Annotated in this window: 21 protein-coding genes; 5 read left to right on the top strand and 16 right to left on the bottom strand. The window is 46.0% G+C overall.

Going from position 1 to position 26,058, the window contains the following annotated elements:
* From glpK to G519_RS0113205, 4 genes are read right to left on the bottom strand one after another with little or no spacing between them, the layout of a single operon-like run.
* The gene (glpK, locus tag G519_RS0113220; RefSeq protein WP_029195103.1) at positions 1-1,509 is read right to left on the bottom strand and encodes a glycerol kinase GlpK; all 1,509 of its coding nucleotides are present in this window, start codon (positions 1,507-1,509) and stop codon (positions 1-3) included.
* Between the two features lie 11 nt (positions 1,510-1,520).
* Complete coding sequence (locus G519_RS0113215) at positions 1,521-2,456, bottom strand: transketolase family protein (RefSeq protein WP_029195102.1); 936 nt, start codon at positions 2,454-2,456, stop codon at positions 1,521-1,523.
* A 2-nt stretch (positions 2,457-2,458) separates the two neighbouring features.
* Positions 2,459-3,304: a transketolase gene (locus G519_RS0113210; RefSeq protein ID WP_029195101.1), complete on the bottom strand. Its 846-nt coding sequence runs from the start codon at positions 3,302-3,304 to the stop codon at positions 2,459-2,461.
* A 55-nt stretch (positions 3,305-3,359) separates the two neighbouring features.
* A complete protein-coding gene (locus G519_RS0113205; protein WP_029195100.1) occupies positions 3,360-4,793 on the bottom strand; it encodes an L-fucose/L-arabinose isomerase family protein in 1,434 nt (477 codons plus the stop codon).
* 325 nt (positions 4,794-5,118) lie between these two features.
* Here G519_RS0113205 and G519_RS0113200 point away from each other — a divergent pair, with 325 nt between their 5' ends.
* Entirely contained in the window at positions 5,119-6,168 is a 1,050-nt protein-coding gene (locus G519_RS0113200) for a LacI family DNA-binding transcriptional regulator (protein WP_029195099.1), read from the top strand.
* Between the two features lie 297 nt (positions 6,169-6,465).
* Here the strand turns inward: G519_RS0113200 and G519_RS0113195 are convergent, their stop codons facing one another.
* On the bottom strand, positions 6,466-8,469 hold the full coding sequence (locus G519_RS0113195) for a beta-galactosidase (RefSeq protein ID WP_029195098.1): 2,004 nt from the start codon (positions 8,467-8,469) through the stop codon (positions 6,466-6,468).
* Positions 8,466-9,818: a glycoside hydrolase family 30 protein gene (locus G519_RS0113190; protein ID WP_029195097.1), complete on the bottom strand. Its 1,353-nt coding sequence runs from the start codon at positions 9,816-9,818 to the stop codon at positions 8,466-8,468. The genes G519_RS0113195 and G519_RS0113190 overlap by 4 nt, the downstream gene beginning before the upstream one ends.
* A gap of 126 nt (positions 9,819-9,944) precedes the next feature.
* On the opposite strand from G519_RS0113190, the gene G519_RS0113185 reads away from it, so the two are divergent.
* Positions 9,945-10,871, top strand: coding sequence for a helix-turn-helix domain-containing protein (locus G519_RS0113185; RefSeq protein WP_051253365.1), 927 nt, complete (start codon positions 9,945-9,947; stop codon positions 10,869-10,871).
* 381 nt (positions 10,872-11,252) lie between these two features.
* On the opposite strand, the gene G519_RS0113180 is transcribed toward G519_RS0113185, so the two are convergent.
* The 4 genes from G519_RS0113180 to G519_RS0113165 form a co-directional block, all read right to left on the bottom strand.
* Positions 11,253-12,347 carry a Gfo/Idh/MocA family protein gene (locus G519_RS0113180; protein ID WP_029195095.1) on the bottom strand — a complete coding sequence of 365 codons (1,095 nt, stop codon included), beginning with the start codon at positions 12,345-12,347 and terminating at the stop codon, positions 11,253-11,255.
* Positions 12,348-12,367: 20 nt separating this feature from the next.
* A complete protein-coding gene (locus G519_RS0113175) occupies positions 12,368-12,997 on the bottom strand; it encodes a ThuA domain-containing protein (RefSeq protein ID WP_036632856.1) in 630 nt (209 codons plus the stop codon).
* A gap of 31 nt (positions 12,998-13,028) precedes the next feature.
* Positions 13,029-14,189, bottom strand: coding sequence for a Gfo/Idh/MocA family protein (locus G519_RS0113170; protein WP_029195093.1), 1,161 nt, complete (start codon positions 14,187-14,189; stop codon positions 13,029-13,031).
* A gap of 85 nt (positions 14,190-14,274) precedes the next feature.
* On the bottom strand, positions 14,275-15,306 hold the full coding sequence (locus tag G519_RS0113165) for a LacI family DNA-binding transcriptional regulator (protein WP_029195092.1): 1,032 nt from the start codon (positions 15,304-15,306) through the stop codon (positions 14,275-14,277).
* 263 nt (positions 15,307-15,569) lie between these two features.
* Here G519_RS0113165 and G519_RS42860 point away from each other — a divergent pair, with 263 nt between their 5' ends.
* Entirely contained in the window at positions 15,570-16,934 is a 1,365-nt protein-coding gene (locus G519_RS42860) for a putative bifunctional diguanylate cyclase/phosphodiesterase (protein ID WP_051253364.1), read from the top strand.
* On the opposite strand, the gene G519_RS0113155 is transcribed toward G519_RS42860, so the two are convergent.
* The 5 genes from G519_RS0113155 to zwf all read right to left on the bottom strand — a co-directional run bounded on the left by G519_RS0113155 (position 16,929) and on the right by zwf (position 23,432).
* Positions 16,929-17,717: a YheC/YheD family protein gene (locus G519_RS0113155; protein WP_051253363.1), complete on the bottom strand. Its 789-nt coding sequence runs from the start codon at positions 17,715-17,717 to the stop codon at positions 16,929-16,931. The two genes, G519_RS42860 and G519_RS0113155, sit on opposite strands and share 6 nt — an antisense overlap.
* Positions 17,683-18,846: a glycosyltransferase family 4 protein gene (locus tag G519_RS0113150; protein ID WP_029195090.1), complete on the bottom strand. Its 1,164-nt coding sequence runs from the start codon at positions 18,844-18,846 to the stop codon at positions 17,683-17,685. Before G519_RS0113150 ends, G519_RS0113155 begins: the two co-directional genes overlap by 35 nt.
* A 153-nt stretch (positions 18,847-18,999) precedes the next feature.
* A complete protein-coding gene (locus tag G519_RS0113145; protein WP_029195089.1) occupies positions 19,000-20,583 on the bottom strand; it encodes a peptide chain release factor 3 in 1,584 nt (527 codons plus the stop codon).
* 46 nt (positions 20,584-20,629) lie between these two features.
* Positions 20,630-21,700 (bottom strand): metallophosphoesterase family protein, encoded by a 1,071-nt coding sequence (locus G519_RS0113140; RefSeq protein ID WP_029195088.1) that lies wholly within the window; start codon positions 21,698-21,700, stop codon positions 20,630-20,632.
* 196 nt (positions 21,701-21,896) lie between these two features.
* Positions 21,897-23,432 (bottom strand): glucose-6-phosphate dehydrogenase, encoded by a 1,536-nt coding sequence (zwf, locus tag G519_RS0113135; protein WP_029195087.1) that lies wholly within the window; start codon positions 23,430-23,432, stop codon positions 21,897-21,899.
* A gap of 191 nt (positions 23,433-23,623) precedes the next feature.
* Here zwf and G519_RS42855 point away from each other — a divergent pair, with 191 nt between their 5' ends.
* Positions 23,624-23,992, top strand: coding sequence for a hypothetical protein (locus G519_RS42855; RefSeq protein WP_036632845.1), 369 nt, complete (start codon positions 23,624-23,626; stop codon positions 23,990-23,992).
* Positions 23,993-24,037: 45 nt separating this feature from the next.
* On the opposite strand, the gene G519_RS0113125 is transcribed toward G519_RS42855, so the two are convergent.
* Complete coding sequence (locus G519_RS0113125) at positions 24,038-24,481, bottom strand: GNAT family N-acetyltransferase (RefSeq protein WP_029195086.1); 444 nt, start codon at positions 24,479-24,481, stop codon at positions 24,038-24,040.
* A gap of 167 nt (positions 24,482-24,648) precedes the next feature.
* Between G519_RS0113125 and G519_RS0113120 the strand changes: the two genes are divergently transcribed.
* Positions 24,649-25,368 carry a hypothetical protein gene (locus G519_RS0113120; protein ID WP_029195085.1) on the top strand — a complete coding sequence of 240 codons (720 nt, stop codon included), beginning with the start codon at positions 24,649-24,651 and terminating at the stop codon, positions 25,366-25,368.
* Positions 25,369-26,058 lie beyond the last annotated feature (690 nt).

Genomic DNA, 26,058 nt, shown 5'->3' with positions numbered 1-26,058 from the left:
CTACGCCTCCGCCTTTTTATTTGTGCATAGTACCGAAGCTACCGCATGATTCCATCCAGTGATATGCTGTTCACGTATGTTTTCCTGCATCTTTGACTCATAGACGGAATAAGCTTGGCCCCGGTTTTTAAGCTCATCAAGAGATAACCAAAAACCGACACCTAGCCCTCCCAAATAAACAGAACCCATCGCAGAGAGCTCGGCAACCTCCGATTTGATGACGCTGCGTTCCAGTACATCTGCTTGAAACTGCATAAGCGTGGTATTATCGGAAGCGCCTCCATCTGCGCGCAGTTCTTTCAACCGGATACCGGATTCAATTTGCATCAACTTTACCGCATCATTTACTTGATAGGCAATGCTCTCTAGCGCTGCACGGATGATGTGCGACCTTCCACTTCCGCGGCTCATCCCCATAATAGCTGCCCGTGCATAGGGATCCCAGTATGGAGCGCCTAATCCAACGAAGGCCGGAACGACGTATACACCTTCGTTATTCGGAGCTTGAGCAAGCAATTCCTCCATCTCTTCAAAACTGCTAAAGAGGCCCATTTGGTCGCGAACCCATTTGATCGTATCGCCGGAGGTTCGAATGATAGCTTCAAGCGCATAGGTGATCTTGCCGCTCATTCCCCATGCAATTGTCGTCACCAAGCCATTTCCAAGTTGATCATGCTTCTCGCCAATGTTCATGAGTACAGAAGTGCCGGTTCCGTACGTCGCTTTGGCCATACCGGTATCAAAACATTGATTGCCAAATAAAGCGGCTTGAGAGTCACCTATGATGCCAGAGATAGGAATCTTTGCTGAGAATAACGCTGGATCCTGCGTATAGCCGAAAATCTCATCGGAGGATTTAACTTCCGGCAATAAGGCGGACGGAATCTGGAACCCTTCACATAATTCTTTGTCCCATTCCAGCGTATGAATATTGAATAATGACGTTCGGCTAGCATTCGTAAAATCAGTGGCATGAACGCTACCTCCCGTGAGCTTCCACAGGAGCCAACTGTCAATTGTCCCGGCCAGAAGCTTCCCTTGTTCAAGCTTCTCCCTAGCGCCTTCTGCATGCTCCAATATCCATCCCCACTTGGTGGCAGAAAAGTAGGGGTCGAGGAGCAGGCCCGTCTTGGCCCGAACGATATCTTCCATGTTGGCAGCTTTATATGCCGCGCATCGATCCGCTGTCCGCTGACACTGCCAAACGATAGCGGGATAGACAGGCAAACCGGATGTTCGATCCCAAACCACTGCCGTTTCTCGCTGATTGGTGATGGTCAGCCCAGCTAACTGACCGGCTTCAATACCGGCCAATTCCATGGCATGATGAGCTGTTCTTTTCACATTGTTATAAATCTCAACTGGATCGTGCTCCACCCAGCCAGGCTGCGGATAATACTGCTTATGTTCGGCAGTACTACGGGCGATGATACTTCCGGAACGATCTACGATCAAGGCCTTCGTACCCGAAGTGCTTTGGTCTATGGCTAGGATATAGGTTTCAATCATGAGCTGCCCACCTACTTACCAAGCATTTCAAGAGCTACACGCTTGAGATTATCTGAGTGGATCCCGTAATGCTTGAATACTTCCGAGCTTTTGCCCGCGATAGCCGGCTCATCCGGAATGCCGATAATACGCATCGGAACAAGTTGATGCTGGACGACTACCTCTGCGATTGCGGCGCCGAGCCCGCCGAAGATACTGTGCTCCTCAACCGTAATGATATGACCTGTTTCTCCTGCGGCCCGAATGATCGCTTCGTCGTCTAATGGCTTAATCGTGTGCATGTTGATGACGCGGCAAGATATGCCGACCTCTTGGAGTGCTTTCTCCGTATCGAGGGCGACCCGAACCGTTTCCCCAGTGGCAATGATCGTCAGATCCGTGCCATCACGCAACGTCACTGCTTTGCCAATCACGAATTCATAGTCATCGGATTCGTAAACATCCTCAACAGCATTTCTACCAATACGAACATAAACGCCGCCTTGGTGCTTAACTAAAGCCTCTGTCATTCTCTTCGTTTCATGACGATCGGCAGGCAATACTACCGCAAGTCCCGGAATTGCTCGCGCTACAGCTATATCCTGAACAGAATGATGTGACATACCGAGGGCGCCATAGCTGACTCCTCCGCTTATGCCTACAAGCTTCACGTTGGTTCCAGAATAGGCCACATCTACTTTGATCTGCTCAATGGAGCGCATACTTAGGAAACAAGCTGGCGAAGTGACAAAAGGCTTCTTTCCGCTATGGGCAAGACCAGCGGAGATGCCGACAATATTTTGCTCGGCGATGCCAACTTCAACGAATTGATTTGGGAACGCCTTGGCAAAAGGCGCCATAGCCGCGGAACCTCGGGAATCGCTCGTGAGAACCATAATATCTTGATCGGTTTCCGCCAAATTCATTAGTGTCTCACAAATAACCTGACGGTTAGGGATCGTATTCATGTTTAGCGCACCTGCCCTTCTTGACTCAATAGCTCAAGCGCCGCAGAGAGTTCTGCCAAAGCTTGCGAAAGCTGTGTATCGTTCGGCACGTGATGGTGCCACGCAGGATTATTTTCGGCAAAGGAAACCCCTTTGCCTTTCACCGTATTGGCCATGACCAAGGTAGGCTTTCCAGGTACAGTTGGTACCGCACCGAAAGCCTCAACCAGTGATTCCATATCGTTTCCGTCAATGGAAACAACGTTCCAACCGAATGCCGCCCATTTCTCTTCAAGTGGCTCAAGCCCCATGACTTCTTCCGTGCTGCCGCTAATTTGCAGGCGGTTTCGGTCAATAATACCTACGAGATTGTCAAGTTTGAAATGAGGACCAGCCATAGCTGCTTCCCATACAGAGCCTTCCGCCTGCTCGCCATCGCCCATGAGACAGAATACCCGATAGCTTTTACCATCTCGTTTAGCCGCAAGCGCCATGCCTACCGAAATGGCAAGCCCATGCCCAAGAGCACCAGTGTTCATTTCAATCCCAGGCACCTTATTGTTAGGATGGCCGATCAAACGTGTACCGAACTGACTGAAAGTCCCAAGTTCTTCTTTCGGGAAAAAGCCTAGGTCGGCGAGTATGCACCATAGTGATTCCACGGAGTGGCCCTTGCTAGCGATGAAGCGGTCCCGCTCGGCCCATTTCGGATTCTGTTGATCGATTTTCATAATTTTATAGTATAAGGCCGTCAAAATATCCGTATTGCTCAGGGAGCCGCCGGTATGTCCTGTCTTGGCTCCGTGTATCATCCTCAGCAGATCCATTCGGATCTGGATGGCTTTTGCTTTCAGTTCTATCTGGTTCATATAATCCCTCCTAAGAGTTTTGCGTTAGCAAAACTGGCTTCGTAAGCATACGCGTTTACAGATCAGAGCCGCGCAGCCACGCCTGAATTTCTTGTATAGTCGGATCGACCGGATCCGGGGAAAGGCCTGGTATATATTGGCACGCTTCATAAAGTGCAGGAATCACGTTAGCATGAATTCCGACGGCGTGGTGAACGTAAGGTCCTTTTACCAATTTCTCTTCCCACAGTGGCCAGTCATTTACTTCCACCCAAACATAAGAACCGCGTGTATAAGGACCTTGGATACCTTTTGCACGCCCTAAAAACAATCGATATTCCCCATGGTCACCGTCAAAGCGGGCCAGCGTTATTCCGCCGCCTTTGATTTCCCCTTCGTGTGTACCTGGCGCATGATCATCGAACAAGAAGTGCTTACGCAGCTTCGGCTTATCCTCAACCGATAGAGAAACTGGGAAATTACCGCAGTGAAAGAGCAGCTCTCCGTTCGGATTCTCAGGATGACGGACCGTCAAATCGGCGAAGAACGTCGGAGCTTGATTCATCGAAGCAGCCTGCACCATGATGGAGGTAATCGCTCCGTGAATGTCGGTTTCGCAGGTTACCGGAATCTGCTCATCCGTTAGAATTGCATTGGCCAGACAAGGCATAATTCCCATAGCGTCTTGAAGAGAAGACCAGCACTGGATGGCGATAGCTGTACTGCCGGTTTTGGTTGCGTATTGTTTCATCGCTACTTTCAGGGCTGCAATACGTTTCACGTCATCCTCGGTAACCTCGCTATAATCAAGCTTTTCCTTGATGTAGGTAATGGCTTCATTCAGCTCAGCACTGCTTCCCTTTTCGATCTGTTTAGATGTCCGTTGAATATCGATCAGCGTGATGGGATGAATCTCGATGCCGAACCGCTCCAGCAGCTCCCCTTCGTTGCACATCATCGTCAAGAAAGACGCTGGCCGAGGCCCAATTTGCAAAATACGCAGGTTACGCATTTGACGAACAATATTCGCAGCGGCAATGAAATTGATAAATCCACGTTCAAATACCGGATCATTCACTCGACTGTTAGTCACATACGTAAAAGGCACATTAAAACGGCGCAGCACTTTACCTGTGGCGAACAGCCCACATTGGGTATCCCTCAAACGCATACCGTCCTCAAGAGGCGATTCATCGCGAGGTCCCCATAACAACACAGGCTTTCCAAGCGCTTTACCAACCCTCGCTACTGTATCCTCGGTACCAAAGTTGCAGTGTGGAAAAAAGACGGCGTCCACCTTTTCTTCTTTGAAGCGTTCAATAATCGCATCCGCATTGATATGATCGTCATACAGCAGCCCCTCGGAATTCAATCCCTCCAAGTCCACGATGTCGATGTCCAAACTGAAGCTCTCGATTTTCTCCCGGATTTGAACCTTATACTTGAAAGCATCTTCAGCACTAAATACAAAACGACGGGTAGGGGCGTAACCCAGTTTAAATTTCTTCATGTCATGTCTCTCCTCTAAAAATCAATGATAAATGGATGAATAAACAACTAAACATCGTAAGGAAGAACTTAATGATCGAACTAAACAAAATTATTAATTTTAGCAAATCACGCTATAAACTTTTTACTTAACTTTATTTATAAAATCATCCTATCACCCTAAATTTCGGGTGTCAACGTCTTATTTTAGCTATTTTAAAATAAAATTTAGTTTATAATCAACTAAACAAAACTAAACAAATTAGTTCTATCTTGTATATGTTTATTAATAAGTGTAAACTAAACTTACTTAACGAATTAGTTAACATGAAAAGAGGAATCCGATAATGAAGATGGAAGATATTGCGAAATTAGCAGGCGTTTCCAAATCTGCCGTATCCTTTGCTTTCAGTGGAAAACCTGGAATCAGTCCAGAAACACGTGAACGCATCCTGCAAATCGCACAGGAAAGTGGATACCTCCCTAGAGCAAAATCCCCATCCATTGACCATACAGTTAAATCACTTACCTTTTTAGTCATATCAAACTCTGGCATCGTACTAGAGCAGTTTTATCAACAACCATTCTTTCGGGAACTTATCCAATTCATTGAAGAACGATGCCGTACGAAAGGCTATTCCTTACTGTTTTCCTCCATCGATATGGAGTTTTTGGAGAGGGATATTCGGATGGTTGCAGAGGAAAAGAAAAGCAATGGGGTCGTCCTTCTAGGTACGAACTTAAATAGGGAGCAAATCGCGGATATTGCCAATAAACTTCAATCGCCACTCGTTGTTTTAGATACCTGCTTTGATACCCTGCCGATTCATTTTGTAGAGATTAACAATTTTATGGGCGCTTATCAGGCCGGCACTCATCTCTGTGAGATAGGGCACACCGATATTGGCTATATTGAATCGAATGTGAGAATTCATAATTTCGAGGAAAGAAAGCGTGGCTTTACCTCAGCCATTCAAGAACATGGCAGAGAGATTCTGATTACCCACAGATTTTCTGTAGCTCCTACCATCCTATCCTCCCAAGATTCGCTCAAAGCTCAGTTGCTCGCGTTTCTGAAGGAAGGGCATCGTTTGCCGACCGCTCTATTTTGTGAATGCGATTATATCGCCATCAGCGCTATGAAGACGGTTCAGGAGCTCGGATACCAAATACCAGATGACGTATCCATTATCGGTTTTGACAATATCTCCGAAGCCGTTATAATTTCGCCAGAATTAACGACCGTCCATGTAGAAAAGCAGCGAATGGCTTATCTCGCTGTGGATCTGCTTATTGAATCGATTGAGTTAGAGCAAAGTGCAGGCACGAAGATCAAGGTTGATACGCATTTCATCGAGAGACTGTCCTCGCGAGCGAATCATACATCGAAAGACTAGGCCAAAATGATGCTATAGCGTCTTATTTCTGTGGAATGACCCATATGCCGAGTGTTCGGCACCAAACTGGAGACTCTTATTGTCCACCATTAGCTACTTTTTCTCGAAATAGAAGCTTCTAGGGGCTCTTATTTTCGTGGAATCCACATATGCGCAAAAAAACAAAAGCTGTGATAAAACGGCACTTTCGCCAATCATGCGAACAGTGTATTTTTACAATTGTCTCCAATCGATACACTGCCATGCGCAACAAAAGAAGACTACCACACTCGGCAGTCTTCCTTGTATCTTCAGCAGTTACGCTTCTTCGATAATCGCAATTCCCCAGCGAGTCAGCTCCCAGACCTCCCCTTGCTCCACAGCCTGCCCGCTCAATAATTCTTTCCCCTCCGCATGCGGATACTTCAACGTCTCGGTACGATCCGAGTAATTAAAATAGTAACGAATGGTCTTCCCTTGGCCGTTAATACCCGATTTCACAATAAGGGGATACTGTATATCTTGATCCTTCCCCCATAATCCGGCATCCTTGACCGTCATTTCCAGCACTTTGCTCATCACGGCAGAACTCGGCAGACAACCAATATAAGTCGCAGTGCCTTTCCCGTAGCGGTTCTTTGTAATAGCCGCATACGCTCCCCAATGAGGATGGTCATAAGAGGCCAATACTTCTGCCGTCGTAGGCGTAAGCAATTCCATCCATGTTTTCACTGTGTTGTCCTCGGGCCCAACTTCAAAAGGGTCACCCTTGAATGAAACAGATTTCGGCTCCACAAACATGTTGTAGCGGATACCGCAAGCTTCATCGATAGCCCCGGGTTGAAGTGTGGTGCGGACTTTAACATGTTCATTCGCAAAGCCGCTTTTAAACGTATACACGACATGCCCGCCATTTCTAACGAAAGTATTCAACCGCTCCAGCAGTCCATCTGACGCTGCATATAGTGCCGGAACAAGAATCAGCTCATAATTCTCAAACATATCACTGTCCGGATGAACGATATCACAACCGATATTCATTTTATATAACTCATCGTACATAAGCCGAACAATATCGTTATAGTTGACTTGACGACCGGGCAGAGGGAACCATTCCATCGCCGTCAAAGCCTCATTGCTGACCAGCATCGCGACCCGATTCAATTTCTGCAGATTCACAAGATGCCGCGATAATCGGTTAAAATCTCTGCCTATGGTCTTGGCTTCTTCATAAACGGGATTCGACTCGAAGTCGTGGCTTAACAAGCCCTTCCAGTAGGTTTCAGCTGAATTGTGGATCGAATGCCAATGCCAATATGAGACCATGTTAGCGCCGGAGGCCAGGTGACTGAACGCTTGAAGCCTTAATTGTCCCGGGTAAGGAGTCCAGTTAGGAAAAGCTTGCGCCTGAGTTTCCAAAACGAAATAGTTAGTTCCTTTTAGAGCACGAGTAACGTCTCCGCCAAACGAAATTTCGGTTCCTGTCAGTCCATCTTGAGAAGGATGATAAATGTCCACTCCGGCAATATCCAAAGATGCCGACGCCGCAAAATGGTCTACATCCGGTTGGACACCAAAAGAGAAACCTCTCCACTCGAAATCAAAGTTATGTGTGACAAACTGACCTGGTTGTTTATATTCATTAACAATTGATGCTTGCCAAGTCAGAAAATCGGAAACGAGCTTCCTTTGGAATCGACCGAATTCCGCCCCTAGACTGCCATTGATCGTACCGACGACGGAAGGGAAATCCTCCCAACTATTAATTCGGTTGCTCCAGTAATCCAGCCCAAATTCCTGATTGAGACGTTCTAGGGTTCCGAACTTGTCTTTCATGTATTTCACGAACATGAACTGGACGTTGGAACCTGCAGTCTGATAATGCTTGGTCTCGTTATCTACCTGGTAACCGATAATCGCAGGGTGATTTTGGACATGCCCGATCAACTTACGTATGATTCTTTCGGCATAAAACAGATATGTCGGATTCGTAATGTCCATAATTTGACGAGCTCCATAACGCCCAGGCCCCTTCGGAGTAACGGCCAGAACGTCAGGATGTTCCTTGACCATCCAAGTGGGGATAGCATAAGTGGGAGTTCCGACGATGACCTTAATGCCGGCTTCATGCATCGCATCCAACACCCGATCGACATGTGAGAACTCGAATACTCCGTTCTGCGGTTCATGCGTGCTCCATGTCGATTCGGCAATTCGCACCAGATTAATACCGGCATCCTTCATCATCTGGATATCTTGGTCCAATCGTTCATAGGGCATGTATTCCCTATAATAGGCGACACCATAGAGCAGCTCTTTCATCGCCTATTTCCTCCATTAAATACAATCGTATTGAAGGAATCCGGTTCAAGTTCAAAAGTATAAACCATTTTACCGTCTGATAAACGAACCTCCTTTGTTTCTGCAAAAGGATTGGCGATCACGACCACTTTATCACCATTTGGCTTCACAAAAGCAAGCGCATTTCCGGTCCATGGACCTTTTAAACCTATTCTTGTAGATTCCGGTGAAACAAAGTGGGAGAAGTGCTTCATCACATAATATTCTGGGTTGAAAGTTGCTGTCTTGGTCGCTGGATCTACCGTGATCATCGAGTTTTGCTCCCAGCCCCACGTGCTGCGTCCTTTCGGCTCAAGCACCATGTTCCAGTAGATGTAGGCGTTCACGCCATTTGTAAAATAGTGCTGATACAAATTAAAGATGTATTTGGCATAATCCCACGTATTCGTGCCGTCTCCGCATTCATTTTCCGTCTGCATGTAACGAAGTTCCGGATAGCTTTGAACGGTTCGTTGGATGCCGTATTTTCCAGCCCATTGGTAGCCGACACCTTTAATATACTTGTAAGCTTCAGGATCACTCAGCACGGTAAATGCATAGGCATTGAAATCCGACGACGATTTTTTCAACCATTCCTGCCACGGCTCTGGCGCATTAATCGTTCCCAGCCAAATTTCAGCATCGATCCCATGTTTTTCGAAAGCAGGACCCAGATAATCCCGAATGAAATCGCGCAGCTGTTCTCCTGTCCATAAACAGGATGGGAATTTTTGATCCGCAACAACTTCGTTTTGAACGTGAATCTGATGAATCGTAATACCTTCATTGCGATAAGCTTCTACATATTTGACGAAATAAAGCGCATAGGCCGCTAGTATTTCTTTTTCCCAGCGTAATTTGCCATAGTTATAGGCTCTAGGGAACTTCATCCAAGTTGGAGGGCTCCAAGGGGAGGCGAAAAACTTCAAATCTGGATTATAGGTTAAGGCTTCTTTAATATAGGGAATTAAATATTTCAGATCCCTCTCGATGGAGAAATGCTTCATTTCCAAATCTCCGTCCGTCTCATTTAGACTATACCACTCCAGTGCGTAATCACTTGCGCCGATCGGAAGACGGCAAATACTAAACTTTTGATCACCATCCGGGTGAAAAAGGGAGTGAAGAACTTGCCCGCGTTCTTTTTCCGATAAGTGCGTAAGCGCTGCGAAACCTAACTCATTGAAACATCCACCGAAGCCTTCTACCTTTTGAAATGGTTCATCGGTTATCGCAAGGTTTACATCACCGTTCCCGCGATCAGACACTACTTTATCTTGCCACAAGGATTCTTTTGTGCTTGAAATCCACTGTATGTTAGCGTTTTCCATGATCTATGACCTCCATCTGTTTTTCGTACGACTTGATCCTTTTCTCTCTTTATTATAGATTGAGAATAGATCCCTACGCGATTGTCCAAACAACGTGAAATTTACCCAAAACCAAGGTGAAATGATATGGATAAGGCAAAACAACAATATTTGATTTGGAAAAATAACGCCAATTGGCTTCCCATGTTTGATTGGAATGTCAAATTTTTTGGAGCTCACTTACAGCAAGTGGAAAACAATTGGGAAATGCCCATAGAATCTCATATTGGCTTTGAAGTTAATCTAATCCTAAAGGGCTGTCAGGAAACGGTCATGGAAAAGAATCGTTACTTGCTGCAAGCAGGAGATATTATTCTGATTCCGCCAGGATTCAAACATGCTAACCGTTGTATATCCAGGGAAGGCATGACGTATTTCACGGCACATTTCAACGTAGACGACCCCCTATTTCGCCAAGAAATGATCAAAAACTCTAAGATTCTCTTCCCATCTGAAACCGAGGAAAATGGTAAACTGCGAAAAGTTCTCGATGATTGGGTTGAAATGGCCAGGCAACCTCGTGAATATACGACAACGGATCGATTTCGCTTGCAAGCTACTTTATTTGAGTTATTTGGAATCTTGTCTCAATTTGTCTGTCCGGCCAAGGATCAGAATCAGGATCAGAATGAAAGCATCCCTCCCACTTCCGTTCAGTATGCCAAAGCAATTGCTGAAGCCATCAAAGCATCATTCAATCCATATTCTCCGATGGACGAAGAAACGTTAGAAAATAAATTTCGGATCGAGGACATTATTTCGTCGCTTGGGATCAGCTCTGGTTATGGACTTGAGGTATTCCGCAAAGTGTTTGGGATGTCTCCACGACAGTATTTGTCCGATCTTAAATTGCATGAAGCAAAGGTCCTCATTGCCCAGCCCGATCTACCTCTCAAAAAAATCGCCTCCTTATTGGGTTATTCTCACTTATCACATTTCAGCAGACAATTTAAACGGTGGACGGGGATGAGCCCCTTGCAGTATCGTCAATCGAAAAAAGCTGCCCTTTATTAGGCAGCTTTTTCAATGACAGTAATCGTCCAGATTGTTCCTGTATTAACTAGAGGTCATAAACGTGTATTAAACGGAATGGATCAACACTCTCTGTCAAATGATGTTGCAGAAAGTGCAACAATTGGACCCTATACAGGCCATTTTGCAACAAATGGGCTCGAAATGTTGTACAAACTGCAACTGCAACTTACAAAATAGCCTTTAGGCGTGTGAATTGTTGTATGAAATTCAACATTGATAACTACTATAGCCTATCAACCCTCACAAAAGCTGCTGAATGACTCTAAAATCGAATTTTGGAGTTATGCCTACCAATTTTGAGGCGGCACAATGAATGAACAGACAGTCTCTATCAACAGTTAGCCCTATCATTTCATTTTTTTATAATACAGAATCAGGTGACAGCGGAGCAGGTCTCTCACAGCTGCTTTGCATCACATAATGCTTCCCTGAGTCAGACGCATCATGGAAGCCATGCATCGCCTCGAGCACATGGTACGCCAGTTCTCCATTCGCACGATGCGCATCGCTTTGGCCGCTTATCAGGGCCTCAGCCATGGCTGCTACACCTAAACCGCGGTGGTTTTCTTTGTAGCCGTGCGACAGAGGAATCGGCTCCCAATCGGAGCCGCCTTTGCGAATAAGCACCTGACCTCCGAAGGTATTCGGATCTGGAACACGCAAAGAACCTTGACTGCCGTAGATTTCAATGTTCGGCAGTTGAGTGCCTCCCATAATATCAAAGCTTGTTACAAGCGTAGCAATCGCGCCGCTATGGAAATCCAGCACACCAGCAATATGAGTTGGGGTATCTACTGTAATTTTTTGCCCGCGTTTCTTCTCACTAGAAATCGTGCGCTCCGGGAAACTAACGGCAGCCGAACCGGTTACACGCCGGATAGGACCCAGCAAGGCCACAAGCGCAGTTAAGTAGTATGGACCCATATCGAACATAGGGCCGCCGCCTTTGGCATAATAAAATTCAGGATCCGGGTGCCAATGCTCATGGCCTTTACCCATCATGAATGCCGTTGCTGCAATCGGTGTGCCAATCCAGCCGTCATTAATCAGCTTCACACACGTTTGGATACCTCCTCCGAGGAACGTATCCGGTGCACTGCCAACCAGTAATCCTTTACGATGCGCAACTTCGAGAATCTGCAAACCTTCCTCACGGGTTACGGCAAGCGGCTTCTCCACATACACGTGCTTGCCCGCTTCCAACACTTGAATACAAACTTCGGCATGTGCTGCCGGAATCGTCAAATTAATCACAATCTCAATATTCGGATCACTCAATAGCTCTTGAACCGTATATGCATGAGGAATATTGAATTCCTCCGCCCGGGCCTTTGCTCTATCCACATCGATATCGGCACACGCGAGCAGCTCCAAATGCTCAAAGTTAGGAATATTTTTCATATAGGCTGCACTAATATTCCCGCAACCGATAATACCCACTTTCTTCTTGCTCATCTCTGACTTCCCCCTAATCGTTATCGTGTTGCCCACAGCAAGCCGCGGCGCATTAATTCTAGTGTTTCTGGCATACGAACGATGTTAGCTTGATGACCTAGCGAGTTATAATACACCTTGCCTGCTCCATAGGTTTTCGTCCATACAACCGGCATCTCCACATCGCCAAAGTCTGTAACCGCATGGACGTGAATGGCTGGGTCCACATGCATGTAATACTTTTCCGAGACAACAACGAAATCATCCATGCCCTCCGTCAAAAGATGCCCCCGATCCTTGATTCGAACCGTATATGTAACACCGTCATTCCCAGGATGCGCTACCCATTGACCGCCAACCATATATTGATATTCCACTTCATTACGGAAGGAATCTGCCATACCTCCATGACAACCTGCGATGCCAGTTCCGCCTTCTTTGACCGCAGCGATTAACGGTTTCAACTGCTCGCTCTCGATTTTACCCATGGTCCAAACTGGCACAATAAGATCAACGCCCGCCAAGCGCTCTGCATCTTTGAAGCTGTCCAGTGTGTCGGATACTTCCACGCCAAAGCCTTCCTCACGCAATACCCCTGCGAAAATGCCAGCCACCTCTTCAGGTTGATGACCGTCCCAGCCACCCCACACAATCAATGCTTGTTTACTCACGCTCAAAGCCCCTCTCCCTACTCATCTATCCTTAGACTTCACTAATACGCACCCAACGACGCTGCTCAATGGACTGGTCCACCGCTTCCAGCACCTCTTGACACTTCACACCGTCTACGAAATTCGGGACCGGCTGACGGTCTTCCGAAAGTGCATTCATCAGCTCAACGACCTCGTGTACAAATGTGTGCTCATAACCAATCGTATGTCCCGCAGGCCACCACGCATCCATATAAGCATGCGACGGATCCGTCGCCAGAACACGTCTGAAGCCCTGAACATCTTCATCATCACTTGTAAAATAAACCTGTAATTCATTCAACCGCTCAAAATCAAACTTCACACTGCCCTTACTGCCATTAATTTCAAAAGAATTCGTGCACCGGTGCCCTGGTGCAAAACGAGTAGCCTCGAAGCTGCCAAGCGCCCCATTCGCGAAGCGTGCCATGAACAGCGTCGCATCATCGACCGTGACCGGTCCGCGCGGTGCATCCTTGCTGCCTTTGGCGGTAAGCCCCGTCATCGAAGTCGGCAGCGGACGTTGCTTGATGAACGTCTCACTCATGCCGATAACCTCCGTCATGTCACCTACTAAGAAGTGCGCCAGATCGATCAGATGCGCGCCCAAGTCGCCGTGTGACCCGGAGCCGGCAATCTCCTTCTGCAGGCGCCAGACCAGCGGGAACGTTGGATCTACGATCCAGTCCTGCAGGAACCAAGCGCGGAAGTGATAGATGTCTCCGAGGCGGCCGCTTTCGACCAGCTTCTTCGCGAGCTGCACCGCAGGTGCAAACCTATAGTTGAAGCCCACCATGTGCTTCACCCTGGCTGTTTTAGCCGCCTCCAGCATTTCCCTTGCATCCGCAAGGGTCAGCGCCAGCGGCTTCTCACAGAACAGATGCTTGCCGGCCTTGGCCGCAGCAAGCGCGATTTCCTTGTGCGCATCGCTGGGCGCATTGATATCGACGATGTCGATATCGGGATGCGTGACCAGCTCGCGCCAATCGGTGACAAACCCGTCCCAGCCGAATTGTTCGGCTGCGCTGCTGACACCGCTTTCATCTCGACCGCAGATGAGCTTCATCTTCGGTACCGCTGTCTGCGGGAAAAACATATGCAAATCCTTATAAGCATGACTATGTGCTTTGCCCATAAACTTATAGCCAACCATACCGATATTGAAAGATTTCATAAAAGTGCGCCTCCCTAGAGCTTTGCCTTAGCAAAACTAACTTCGTTAGCATTCATTTGAGTTCTTTCATCCCTATACCTATTACTCATTTATGATGACTGCTCTTCGATGATTGCCGCACAACCAATCGGGTTGGCAGCTTGATCCTTGTATCCTTCGCGCTTTCCCCATGCAGCAAGTCCGCCAGCACACTGCGTGCTGCCTCTCTGCCCATCTCATAGAAAGGCACATTGATGCTGCTTAGCGGTGGATCACTGAGCTTAGCAGCATCCGAATCATCGCAGCCAACAATAGCAAAATCGCGCCCGGCGATCCACCCTCGCTCACGGAGCCCTTGCATCAAACCGATCGCCATGCGATCATTGGCCGCAAATACCGCTTCCACTTGATCACGATGCTCCCATAGTCCTGATGCCGCTTCATAACCGCTTTTACGGCTATAATTGCCTTCAAGCAGCAGTTCAGGAGGAACTTCTAATCCTGCTTCATTCATTGCTTTCATATAGCCCTGAAGCCTATCGCCAGAGTTCGAATACTGAGGCGAACCATTCAGGAAAGCAATCTTCCTATAGCCCTCTTCCTGTAAATGCCGAACAACCTTATAACTCCCCTCTACATGATCGGCATCCACCTCAGGAAAAGATAACCCCTCGAAGCTCTGATTGACCAAGCAAAAAGGCATTCCCTGCGCCTGCAGTTGCATAAGCGATTCCCGCTGCTGCGGAGTGTCCCTTGAACCCAGGATGACACAAGCATCCACCTTCTGCGAACGATAAAGTCGGGTGTAATCCAAACTGTCATCCGGTGTTAAAAGCGACAGCAGCATATCATAGCCCTGCTCCCTTACTTGTTCTCCTATGCCGCTTAATATTTCCGCGAAATAAAAGGCAGAGAAAAGATGTACTTTGGGCATGTAGGGCAGCACAACACCAAGATTACCACTGCGCCTGCGAGCGAAGCTTTGCGCAATCGCATTTGGATGATAGTTGAGCTGTTTAGCACACTCTAGTACACGCTCTTTCGTTGCAGGCTTCATGGGGCCTAGCCCATTGAATACACGGGATACGGTCGCCTCTGAAACTCCTGCTAGTTCAGCAACCTCTTTTCTCGTCACCATGCCTAAGCCTCCAATAATTCATTCATTAAACTAACAATGTACACGCGTACATTTTCTCATTCAAAAGCCATCCATGTCAACATAAAATTATTGAAACTTTCATTCAACAATATTCGACATTTTCATCAATTTTACATAAAGTTAACTGAAAAACTTGCTATTATTTGTAAAAATAACTAATTTATAATCTTGTCTACCGTTCGCCTTTCGACTTATGATTAGGGGTACAGTGGACAACTATGATGTGGGAATGAGTGATAGCAATGAAAGCAGTCAGGCGCCTTTTTCACTTCGCCGCATCGACAATATTAGGTACTCTTAGGAGTAAGAAAATAATCACTCGCATTCACCAACGACAGCAGCTTCAAGCATTGTTAAAGCAGGCTATTGGAAGCCAACATCATGCCAAGGACACAGCTTTATTACGTACCCTTCTGATCCTTGATATTGATCGGTTTCGCCAAGTGAATTTCTCGCTCGGATACAAGTCTGGCGATCTCCTTTTGGAAGAAGTGGGCAACCGTCTGCGAGCCATACATGGGTGTGGCCTTGTTATTCAATCAGGAGACGATGAATTTGTTCTCCTTATACATGCTAGTACCCAAGATCAGCTCTCCCAAGCCATTCAAAGCATCCAGCACGTTTTTGCAACATCCTTCATCGTAATGGGCCAAGAATGTTTTATTACCGTGAGTATAGGTATGAGTGCTGTGGACATAACGTTAACTACGATCGAACAAGCTTTGCATCAAGCTGATCAAGCTCTCTTAGCCGCTAAGCGTACAGGCAAGAACAAGCTTGTCACCTATCATTCATCGCACGCGCAGCCTTTCTCCAATCAAATTCAGATGGAAACTGAGCTGCGGAAGGCTATCCTTGAGAATCAACTCATCCTATACTATCAGCCGCGTCTTGAACTCTCCACCGGAAATATTATTTGTCTGGAAGCATTGGTGCGCTGGAATCACCCGGAGATCGGCTTAATTGCTCCTAACGAGTTTATTCCGCTTGCTGAAGAGAGCGGTTTGATTTTACAGCTTGGTGAATGGGTCCTTCGTGAGGCCTGTCTCCAAAAAGCGAGATGGCTGGAAGCCGATATTTTAAACTATCAAATTGCTGTAAATATCTCCCCTTGTCAATTTCAAGATGAGTCCTTTTCCGATAAGGCCATTCAGATTATTGAACAAACGGGTATCGACCCTGCTTTCCTGGAGTTTGAAATTACCGAAAGCTCCATTATGCAGAATATGGATACAACCGTCGCGGTACTGGATAAGCTATGTAATAAAGGGATTTCGATCTCGATCGATGACTTCGGAATTGGCTACTCATCACTTAATTACTTGAAACATTTTCCTATCCATTGCCTGAAAATAGACCGTTCTTTCGTAAAAAATATACATAGCAATAAAGATGATTGGGCCATTACAAATGCCATCATCCATCTCGGCCATGCGCTTGAGGTACAAGTGGTTGCAGAAGGCGTTGAAGAATGGAGCCAACTTGAAATATTGAAAGAAACAACCTGTACTACGATCCAAGGCTATTTATTAAGTCCCCCTGTATCCGCTATCGAGATTGAACAAACCTTTCAAGCGAACAACAACATACCGGTTATGATTTCATAACCGGTCGTAAGCTTTGGCATAACGTCTCATTTTGGCAAAAATACGTTTATCACTCAATCTCCGAAAAATATAAGGATCAGGACTAGTATTTACCTCAAGAATCCATGGATGCAGCTTATCGTCCAAGGCCACATCGACACCGATCTCCTTAACCCCTTTATAGCGCGAGTTAATCGCCTTAGCAATCTGCAAACCCAGAGTATGCAGCTTCTTAACATAAACCTTCCGCTTACTTGCAGGCAAATATTTGTGCAGCAATGTATCCACCGGCTTCAATGTTCCCCCATTGTGGAAATTAGTAACCACTTTTTTCGGATGAGCTACTCTGCCGATGACACCCGTTGTCTCCCACTTTCGAAGAGGTGTTTGCTGAACCATGACACGAAGATCGAACCGATTACCTTTGTATTTGAGCAGATGAATCCCTTTTTGTACTAAATAATTGCGTTTTTTCGTCACTTTACTGATGGCTGCATACATTTCATGAAACGTTTTAAACTGTCTTAATCGAACGCCTGACTGATACGAATAAGGCTTTTCAGCCCCCTCTTCTGCCTGTTCCACTCGTATAACACCGTTACCAAACATACCTACATTCGGTTTAATATACACCATTTTATATCGGTTGAGCATTTCCCTAAGTGTCTCTTGATTCATTCGTTTAGTTTTTGGAACATATTTACGCAGATCTGGCTTAGCTTCAATTGCCTTCGTTTTGCCAATTTTGCTAGTGACGTATCTAGCTCTACTAAGACGAAACGGTTTCTTTGACGTCTTTTTCATGATTTGCCTCCAGCTTCAGTCTATAGAAGTCGGCCAAAGATTGTGCTGTGGCCTGCCAGCTGAATTGCTTGATGACATCACTCCGCGCCTGTTTGGCTATACCCTCTGCCCATTCTTTCCGTTCGGCCACCGCCACAATACTATGGGCAAAAGCGCGAGGATCTCGGAAATCTTTGATCAGAACCCCGTTATGTTCATGCTGAATGACCTCTTTCATTCCCCCAATATTCGAAGCGATAACCGGAAGTCCAGAAGCCATGGCTTCCACATTCACCAATCCAAAAGCCTCATGCTTTTGTGAAGGACAAACTAAGCAATTCGCAAGTCCATATACTTCATGTATCTTACGATACGGAATATTGCCTAGAAACTTTGTTGGCACTCCAAGCTTATTAGCCATCCTTTTAAGCTTTGCTTTGAAGCCTTTACCTTGCTCGCCCCCAGCAATCAGAAGCTTCATCCCAGGGATCGATTTTCTAGCTTGATGAACAGCACGAATCAAATGTGGGATGCCTTTGCGCTGGATAAGTCGGCCGACATAAAGGATCTGAAAACCGTTACCGCTAACTCGGTATTTCCTTCTTAAACGTCTCCTCGCCTTCTCCGATTTAGGGCGAAATCTAGCCACATCGGTTCCGAGGTAAATCTTGTGAACCTTGTTTCGCTGTTTCGGATACTGACTTATTAGCTCCTGTTCGAGTGAACTGCTGTTGGCTACAATCCAGTCCACTTTATTCAAATGCTTGGAGCATCTGCGAATAGAAGCATACGGCGGCCTCACGAACGTTAAGGAATGTAAGAATAGTGATACTGGTGTTTTCCGAAAATGGCGTTTGATAACGGCAGCATACTGGGGCCTGTTATCGACTTGAATCCAATCAAATGTCTTTCCCTTGGTTGCCTTAAGCACTTCCTTTAAATACGTACGAGAGCTTCCCGTAGGTACCCTAATAATCGTAAGTCGACCCTGACGTGAAATACGGCTGTACCTAGGATGCTGCCTCGAAATAACGGTAACTTGGTGCATTTTGGCAAGCTCGCGTGCAATGGAATGAATGCATATTTCGACGGAACCACCTAGTATCGGCGGTACTGGAATTTGTTCAGGAGCAATGATTAAGAGGTGCACGTCTCTACTTCACTTCCTTAGGACTGGTTTATACGACTACTTATTAACCCGTACCTATTGTATGAAGCAAACTGTCCGTTGGACACAAAATTGAAAGAAGAGGCTGTTCCCCAGATTAAGATCCGGAGGCAGCCTCTTCTTCAGTTACAACACTTATGGAGCGCTAGTTAAAAATTTAGCAGTCGGGTTTTTCTCGATCGAAGATCGCAGCGCATACTCGCTCTCGAACAAGCCTACGAAATTCCCTTTTTTATCTTTTACCAGCTGTGAGTTAATGCGGAATTTACTTGGATCCAGCTTCTCGTCTATAATCCAACGCGCGAATTGATAGTTTTGGCGCTGTAATAAAATGTCAACGCCATATTCAGATTTCATCCGATGTTCAAGAACTTCGAATTGCAGTTGACCGACTACGCCAAGAATCATATCCTCGAAACCAATCGTGGTGAATACTTGAATCATACCTTCTTCGGTCAATTGATCAATCCCTTTGAGGAATTGCTTTTGCTTCAGAGCATTCTTGATCGAAACTTTGCTGAACAGCTCCGGTGAGAAAGTAGGCAGCTCGTCGAAAACGACCTCTTCCCCTTCACTTAGGGAATCACCGATCCGGAAAATACCGGGATCAAACAAGCCAATAATATCGCCTGGGAACGCCTCTTCGACAATGTCACGGTCTTGCGCCAAAAATTGCTGCGGCTGTGCTAACTTAATGTCTTTGCCCAGTCGAACATGTTTCACGGACATACCGCGCTCAAACTTTCCAGATACGATACGCAAGAAAGCCACACGGTCGCGGTGAGCTGGATTCATATTCGCTTGAATCTTGAATACATAACCAGAGAATTTCTCTTTCGTAGGCTGTATGATGCCTGCTGTGCTATTACGCGGCTCTGGCGCTGGTGCAAGCTGCAGGAAGTTCTCAAGAAACGTCTGCACACCGAAGTTGTTCACGGCACTGCCGAAGAAAACAGGTGTGAGCTCGCCTTGCAGCACTTTCTCCATATCAAACGGATCTCCGGCAATATCGAGCAGCTCGATATCCTGGCTTAATTGTTTATGCAAGAATTCGCCTGCAATTTGCTTCACTAATGGATCATCTACCCCATCCACTTTGCGCACTTGAATGTCTTTGTGATCTTCACCTTGATACAGTTCTAATTGTGATTTCCCGCGATCGTAAACTCCGCAGAACTGTTTGCCCGAACCAATTGGCCAGTTCATTGGATACGAACGAATGCCGAGCACTTCCTCTAATTCCTCTAAGAGTTCAAACGGGTCGCGGCCCTCGCGGTCCATTTTGTTAATGAACGTGAAGATCGGTATTCCGCGCATTCTACACACTTGGAATAACTTCTTCGTCTGCATCTCGACCCCTTTGGCAACGTCGATCAGCATCACCGCGCTATCCGCAGCGGTAAGTGTACGGTACGTATCCTCACTGAAGTCTTGGTGACCAGGTGTATCTAGAATGTTCACGCGATGCCCTTCATAGTCAAACTGCATAACGCTGGACGTGACCGAAATTCCGCGCTGCTTCTCAATTTCCATCCAGTCGGATGTCGCATGTTTGCTTGCCTTACGCCCTTTGACTGTTCCGGCTAAGCGAATCGCGCCTCCGAATAACAGCAGTTTCTCGGTCAATGTTGTTTTACCCGCATCCGGGTGAGAAATAATCGCGAACGTACGTCGCTTAGCGACTTCTGTTGCGAGTTGTTTAGTGAGTTGCGTTGTCATCTGTTAGATTATTCCCTTCTTCTTTTACATATAGAGGTGCTATGAATCAGGCTTGAGCTTTCTGCAAATCAATGCTCCAATTCGCTTCATCTAGGAAAGTTCGATTGCTAAACTCTCGGCCGCGCACGACGACCTTATCCGCAAATACTTGCACATAGATGCCCTGTGCTTTATTCTTGGCTTCTTGCTGGTAGGCACGGTTAAGCGTTCTTCCAACCGAAGCATTGTGGAAATAATGGAAAGACTCCTGCACATAATGCGGTGTCCCGTTCTGAAAATCTTGATGACGATGTCCGCAGAACACGAACACATTCTTATAAGGCTTTAACGTATCGCGGAACTTGATAGCGCGCATTAATTGATGTGATCCCCCATCTGTGCCAATCGGCGGCAGCGGCTGATGCGTCATCACGAACAGTGGTCTTCCAGGTTTGTATAGGCTTTTCACCCGTTCTTTGAACCATTCCAATTGCTCATCGGAATACCAAGCTCCCTCACCGACCTCCGGCTTCTCTTGTACGTAAGCTTCTTGTGAAAGAAGCAAGATGGAGTGTCCCTTGGTCGTAAAATCATTATAAAGCGTCTTGTAGCCAAAAAACTTCTTGAACGACTCTCGGCTCATCGCGTCACTTTTGCCGTTTGGAACGGCTGCTTGATCCCAGATATTCGCTTTATTAATCCAGATCGAGTAATAATCGTGATTGCCCATGTTCGCGTGAACAGGTGGAAGTTTATATTCACTTACAATGGTACGCAGCTCCTTATAATCTTGTTCCGTTCCTGTGTCCGTCAGATCGCCTGTTAGCATGATGGCATCAACAGGACCGTCGAAATGTGTAATATCATCAAGCGCTTGCCTTAATTTCTTACCCGTAAGGGCATCACCTATACTGATATGAAGGTCGCTTAATATAAAATAGGACATGAGGGGACCCGTCGGCAAGGGTTCTGCCGTAGATTGTGCCACGGATGGTGAAGGTTCAGGCTTCACAGATGATAGGGCGGGCTGAGCATCTGAAATAAATTTCCTCTTAACCATTTGACTAAAAATGGCACTTAATCCAACAAGCGCAGCCCCTATTGCCAGCAGCCATCTGATAAAAGCTCTTCGTGACATTTACGCACCTCAAGTAATGAATTGTCAAGTTTACTCCGTAATATTTATTATACCACAAAAAAAATCCAACAGGCAGAGTCGCCAGTTGGATTTTAAGCTTGTTACCTCAAGGATAAACGGCTTACGCCGTCCATAACGAGCGCCTTTGTCAAGGTTGATGCGAAGCTAGGTTTTCCCTACCTACTGCTGATATCAACTATGTTAAAACCGTTGTTTTTTGAACGGCTTCCCAATCAACTTCACCTTCATTTTGACCATTAATCGGCCACCATTTGAAACCGTCATCGCTTAGGAGCTTCGCTGCCTCTTCTGGCCCCCAAGATCCGGCTGGATAGTGTTTCAGGTCTTCTGAACTCTCACTCCATGCTGCTGCGATACGATCCACATAGGACCAAGCAAGCGCCACTTCATCCCACCGGGTAAAGTACGTGGAATCTCCACGTGTTGCATCATACAGCAAGCGCTCGTAAGCTTCCGGTGTATTGATACCGATCTGGCAGCTCTGGCAGAAATCCATCGCTACGGGAACGATAACGCCTTCCGAGCCTGGCTGCTTCGCATTCATTTTCAAATAGATGCCTTCCATCGGATTCACACGGAAAACGAGTAAATTCGGCTCCAACTCATGCTTTTTGGCCAAATATACATTGTTCGGAATATTCTTGAATTCAACAACGACTTCCGTCGTTTTGACTGGCAGCCTTTTTCCTGTACGAATATAGAAAGGTACACCTGCCCAGCGGAAATTATCCACGTGAACTCTGGCTGCGAAATAAGTCTCTGTTGTTGACTGCGGACTCACCGAATCTTCTTCACGATAAGCAGGCAGCGCTTTACCTTTGGACGAGCCATTCGAATATTGACCGCGCACCACATTCGCACGAACATCGTCACCGGATTCGAATAGGCGGAGGGAACGCAATACCTTCACCTTCTCATCACGGATATCTTCCGGATGCAGACGGCTTGGCGGTTCCATGGCCATCATCATCAGCATCTGCAGCATATGGTTCTGACCCATGTCGCGCAGGGCGCCAGAGTGATCATAATAACCGCCGCGTTCTTCAACGCCGACAGTTTCACTTAGCGTAATTTGAATGTTAGCTATGTATTTGTTATTCCAAAGCGGTTCAAAGAAGGCATTCGCGAAACGAACGAATTCAATATTTTGCACCATTTCTTTACCTAAATAGTGATCAATACGGTAAATATCTTGCTCTTCAAATACTTGACGAAGTTGTCCATTCAAGCGCTCAGCCGATGGCAGATCGTAACCGAACGGCTTCTCAATAACGAGACGGTGCCAGCCTTTGGTTTTGAGCAATCCACCTTCACTTAAGTTGTACGATACGTTACCGAAAAGCTCTGGAGCCAGAGCCAAGTAGAACAAACGGTTTCCACCGGTCTGATATTTCTCATCCAGCTTGGCAGTCAGTACATTAAGTTCATGGAAACCAGCGACATTGTTGATATCCAGTGACATGTATTCAAAACGCTGTGCGAATCGCTCCCATTCCGCCTCATCCGTTACTTTATAACGGGCGAAATCCTCAATCGAATGCTTGACATCATCGCGAAATTGTTCATTCGTTCGAGATCTTCTGGCCAAACCAACTACAGCAAAATTTTCTCCTAACTTTCCTTCACGATATAGACTATAAAAGGCTGGAAACAGCTTTCTTTTCGCCAAATCTCCCGTTGCCCCAAAAATATAAAACACAGCTCCACTCATCTATGCATCATTCTTTCTCTATTAGGATTAGTTAATATGCTTAGCATACCTAAAATAGTCAAGCTATTCAACTTTTCTGAGAACTTTCTCTCATAACTTTTTCTTATGCGAATCTAGACATTCGTCTATACCGATCCGCCCGGCCATGAATAGGCTGGAAGTAGACAATAACACGGAGGTGCTAAGAAATAATGCAGCCTATTTATCCGATTACTGATAAGACTTGTCGAAGCCTGTACGGCAAGCCTGTTCTTATTTTTTTAAACGACGGGTCCGAAATCTATGGTGTTTTAAGTCGTATTGAAAAAAACAAGCTGATCCTGAACGATGATGCCGCCACGAAGCTCAACACGACAACGAAAAAAAGCAAAAAAACCATTTCCAAATCAAAAATAATTAAAACGAAGCAATCAAAGCCAGAAGATCAAAATCCATTTTTGAGATCAGCACCAGAGGAGTTTTCTTCCTTTGGCCTTCCTCTCTTCGGTGGCATGGCCCCTGGCTTCCAAGGACCGATCGATATTCAAATTGAAAACATTGCAGCTATGTTCAGTGAATGATGATGGGGCTGTGGATGAAGCAATCATCTGCAGCCCTTCGTTTTATCATCTCAATTTCTTGCTCATTTTATAGCAGCTTAGCTCGGGAATAAACGAATGAATTTCGTAACCTTTGCGCAAGTAAAATTGAATCGCTTTGGGGTTGCTTTCATCAACAAAAAGTTCAGCTGTCACACAGCGCTCACTTTTCCCGTACTCTTCGGCAACCTTCATAAGCTCATTCCCCCAACCTCTCCCTTGCTCACGAGAATCGACGGCTAACATATCAATGAATAACACACTCGATTTGCGAATCATCGTGATGAATCCGAACGGCTGTTTATTACCTCGGGCCGTAACAAACGTTTTATTCTGATTCAGTCTCTTCCGTATTTCGGAAAATGTTACAGAACTACCTGTGTCATACATTCTAGAAAAGGGTACTAGCTGTTCAACGACTAATCGATGGATAGTTCGATCGTCAATGGAAGCCAATCGTTTGCGTATCACTTGGCACCGCCTCCACAAGAAGCAATAATGCTATCTTATGTTAGCAAAACAGCAAATGACTCCGCTTGTATAGGCAGCTTGTTTACTTCTTCTAACTATGCAAGTACCAATTTACCCCAGTTCCTACGAATGCTATACTATAAGTAAGCGAAAATGAGGTGATCCTAATGATTTATGCGTATCCCCCACTTATGGCTTTGAACAGCTATCAAACCCATAAAGACTATTACCGGGTAAGCGCAGTAAGCGGTATTGCCGGCGGAAAGTCCAGTACCATTCGGCGCCCCCTTGACATGCCCTTCGCAGAACTAGCTTACAAACAACACGCTCAGTCCGCCGCGAAAGGCGTAGCCGAATTTGTTCAATCTGCACAGAACGTTAAACAATCCGCACCTTCCTTGGTGGAATCTCGACTTCCTTCTATTCCCTACAAGGCAACGCCTCTTTCGTCAGAAGCCGATAGCGAATCCATCATTGAACCCATAAGTAATTTCGTAAATACATATAATGAATTTCAGGACAGTTTGCGGGATTCTCCCGAGTATATTAATCGCTCACTTCTCCTAGGGCTAGAGCAAGCCGCTAAACCCTATTCTCTGAAAGAAATTGGGATAACAAAGCTGGATAACGGAAGCTTAGAACTACAAGAAGACGTACTTCAGGATCAGATTAAAAACCATTTTAGCTCCACGTTAAAAAGTCTTGGCAGCATGACAAACTTCGCCGCGACGCTCTCGAATTCGATAGGACAATTGCAGCAATTGCCTTCGGAGTCATTGTTCCAAATGTCTCGTTCACAACTTAAGCCATACGGCCAATATCGCTCCCAGCTCCAAGCTTATCTGCCCGTCCCGATGAGCGGACTGCTGCTTGATATTCAAATGTGATTGAAAATCCAAAATTCTTGAATTTGACCTGGCGATGCCCAGGTCGTTTTTTTGCTTAAGCCCGGAAATCGACCTTCCAACCTGCTACTTCATCTTTTGAACAATTCCACTTACATAGGCATTGTTTCCGGTTTCCGCTTTCCGCTTTGGAGCGACCCTTATTGGACATGCTCCAATTAGGCAACCATCTAGTCTAACTGCATCATTGAGCAATTTTAGTTGCAACTAGCAGTTGGGCATCCACGACTAATTGGGTACCCGCCATTTGGAAATCCCCGAGTTCATGATAGTCCAAGTTGTATTTCGTGCAACAATATCTCTCCCTAACGCCGCTTTAACCTGCAACTGTTGTATTTCGTACATTACCGATGCAAAATAGCTGACATGATCAGTAAGTCTTCACGTATAAATACAATTACTTAAATATATTGTATTTATTACCATTTTGTTTTTCTGGGTACAAGCCAAAAAAGTAAAGACTACAGAAAATGACGCGTTTTTACCATTAATTTACATTTTATTCTTGTGTCTCCGCTATTCTCTCACTATGATGCGCTGTGAACTTAGCCGTTCTTTTGTCTTGCTCGTCTTCTGTCGACCCTTTGAAGTTCTACTTGGCGGGCGAAAGACAGCATTTACAAAGTTAGACCAGCTATCATAGAAATAGATTCGCAATAACTTTAGCGTTGT

This window comes from Paenibacillus alginolyticus DSM 5050 = NBRC 15375, from assembly GCF_000422905.1.
GTDB lineage: Bacteria > Bacillota > Bacilli > Paenibacillales > NBRC-103111 > Paenibacillus_E > Paenibacillus_E alginolyticus.
Note: the sequence above shows the minus strand (reverse complement) of the source record. Positions and strands in the feature narration are given on the sequence as shown.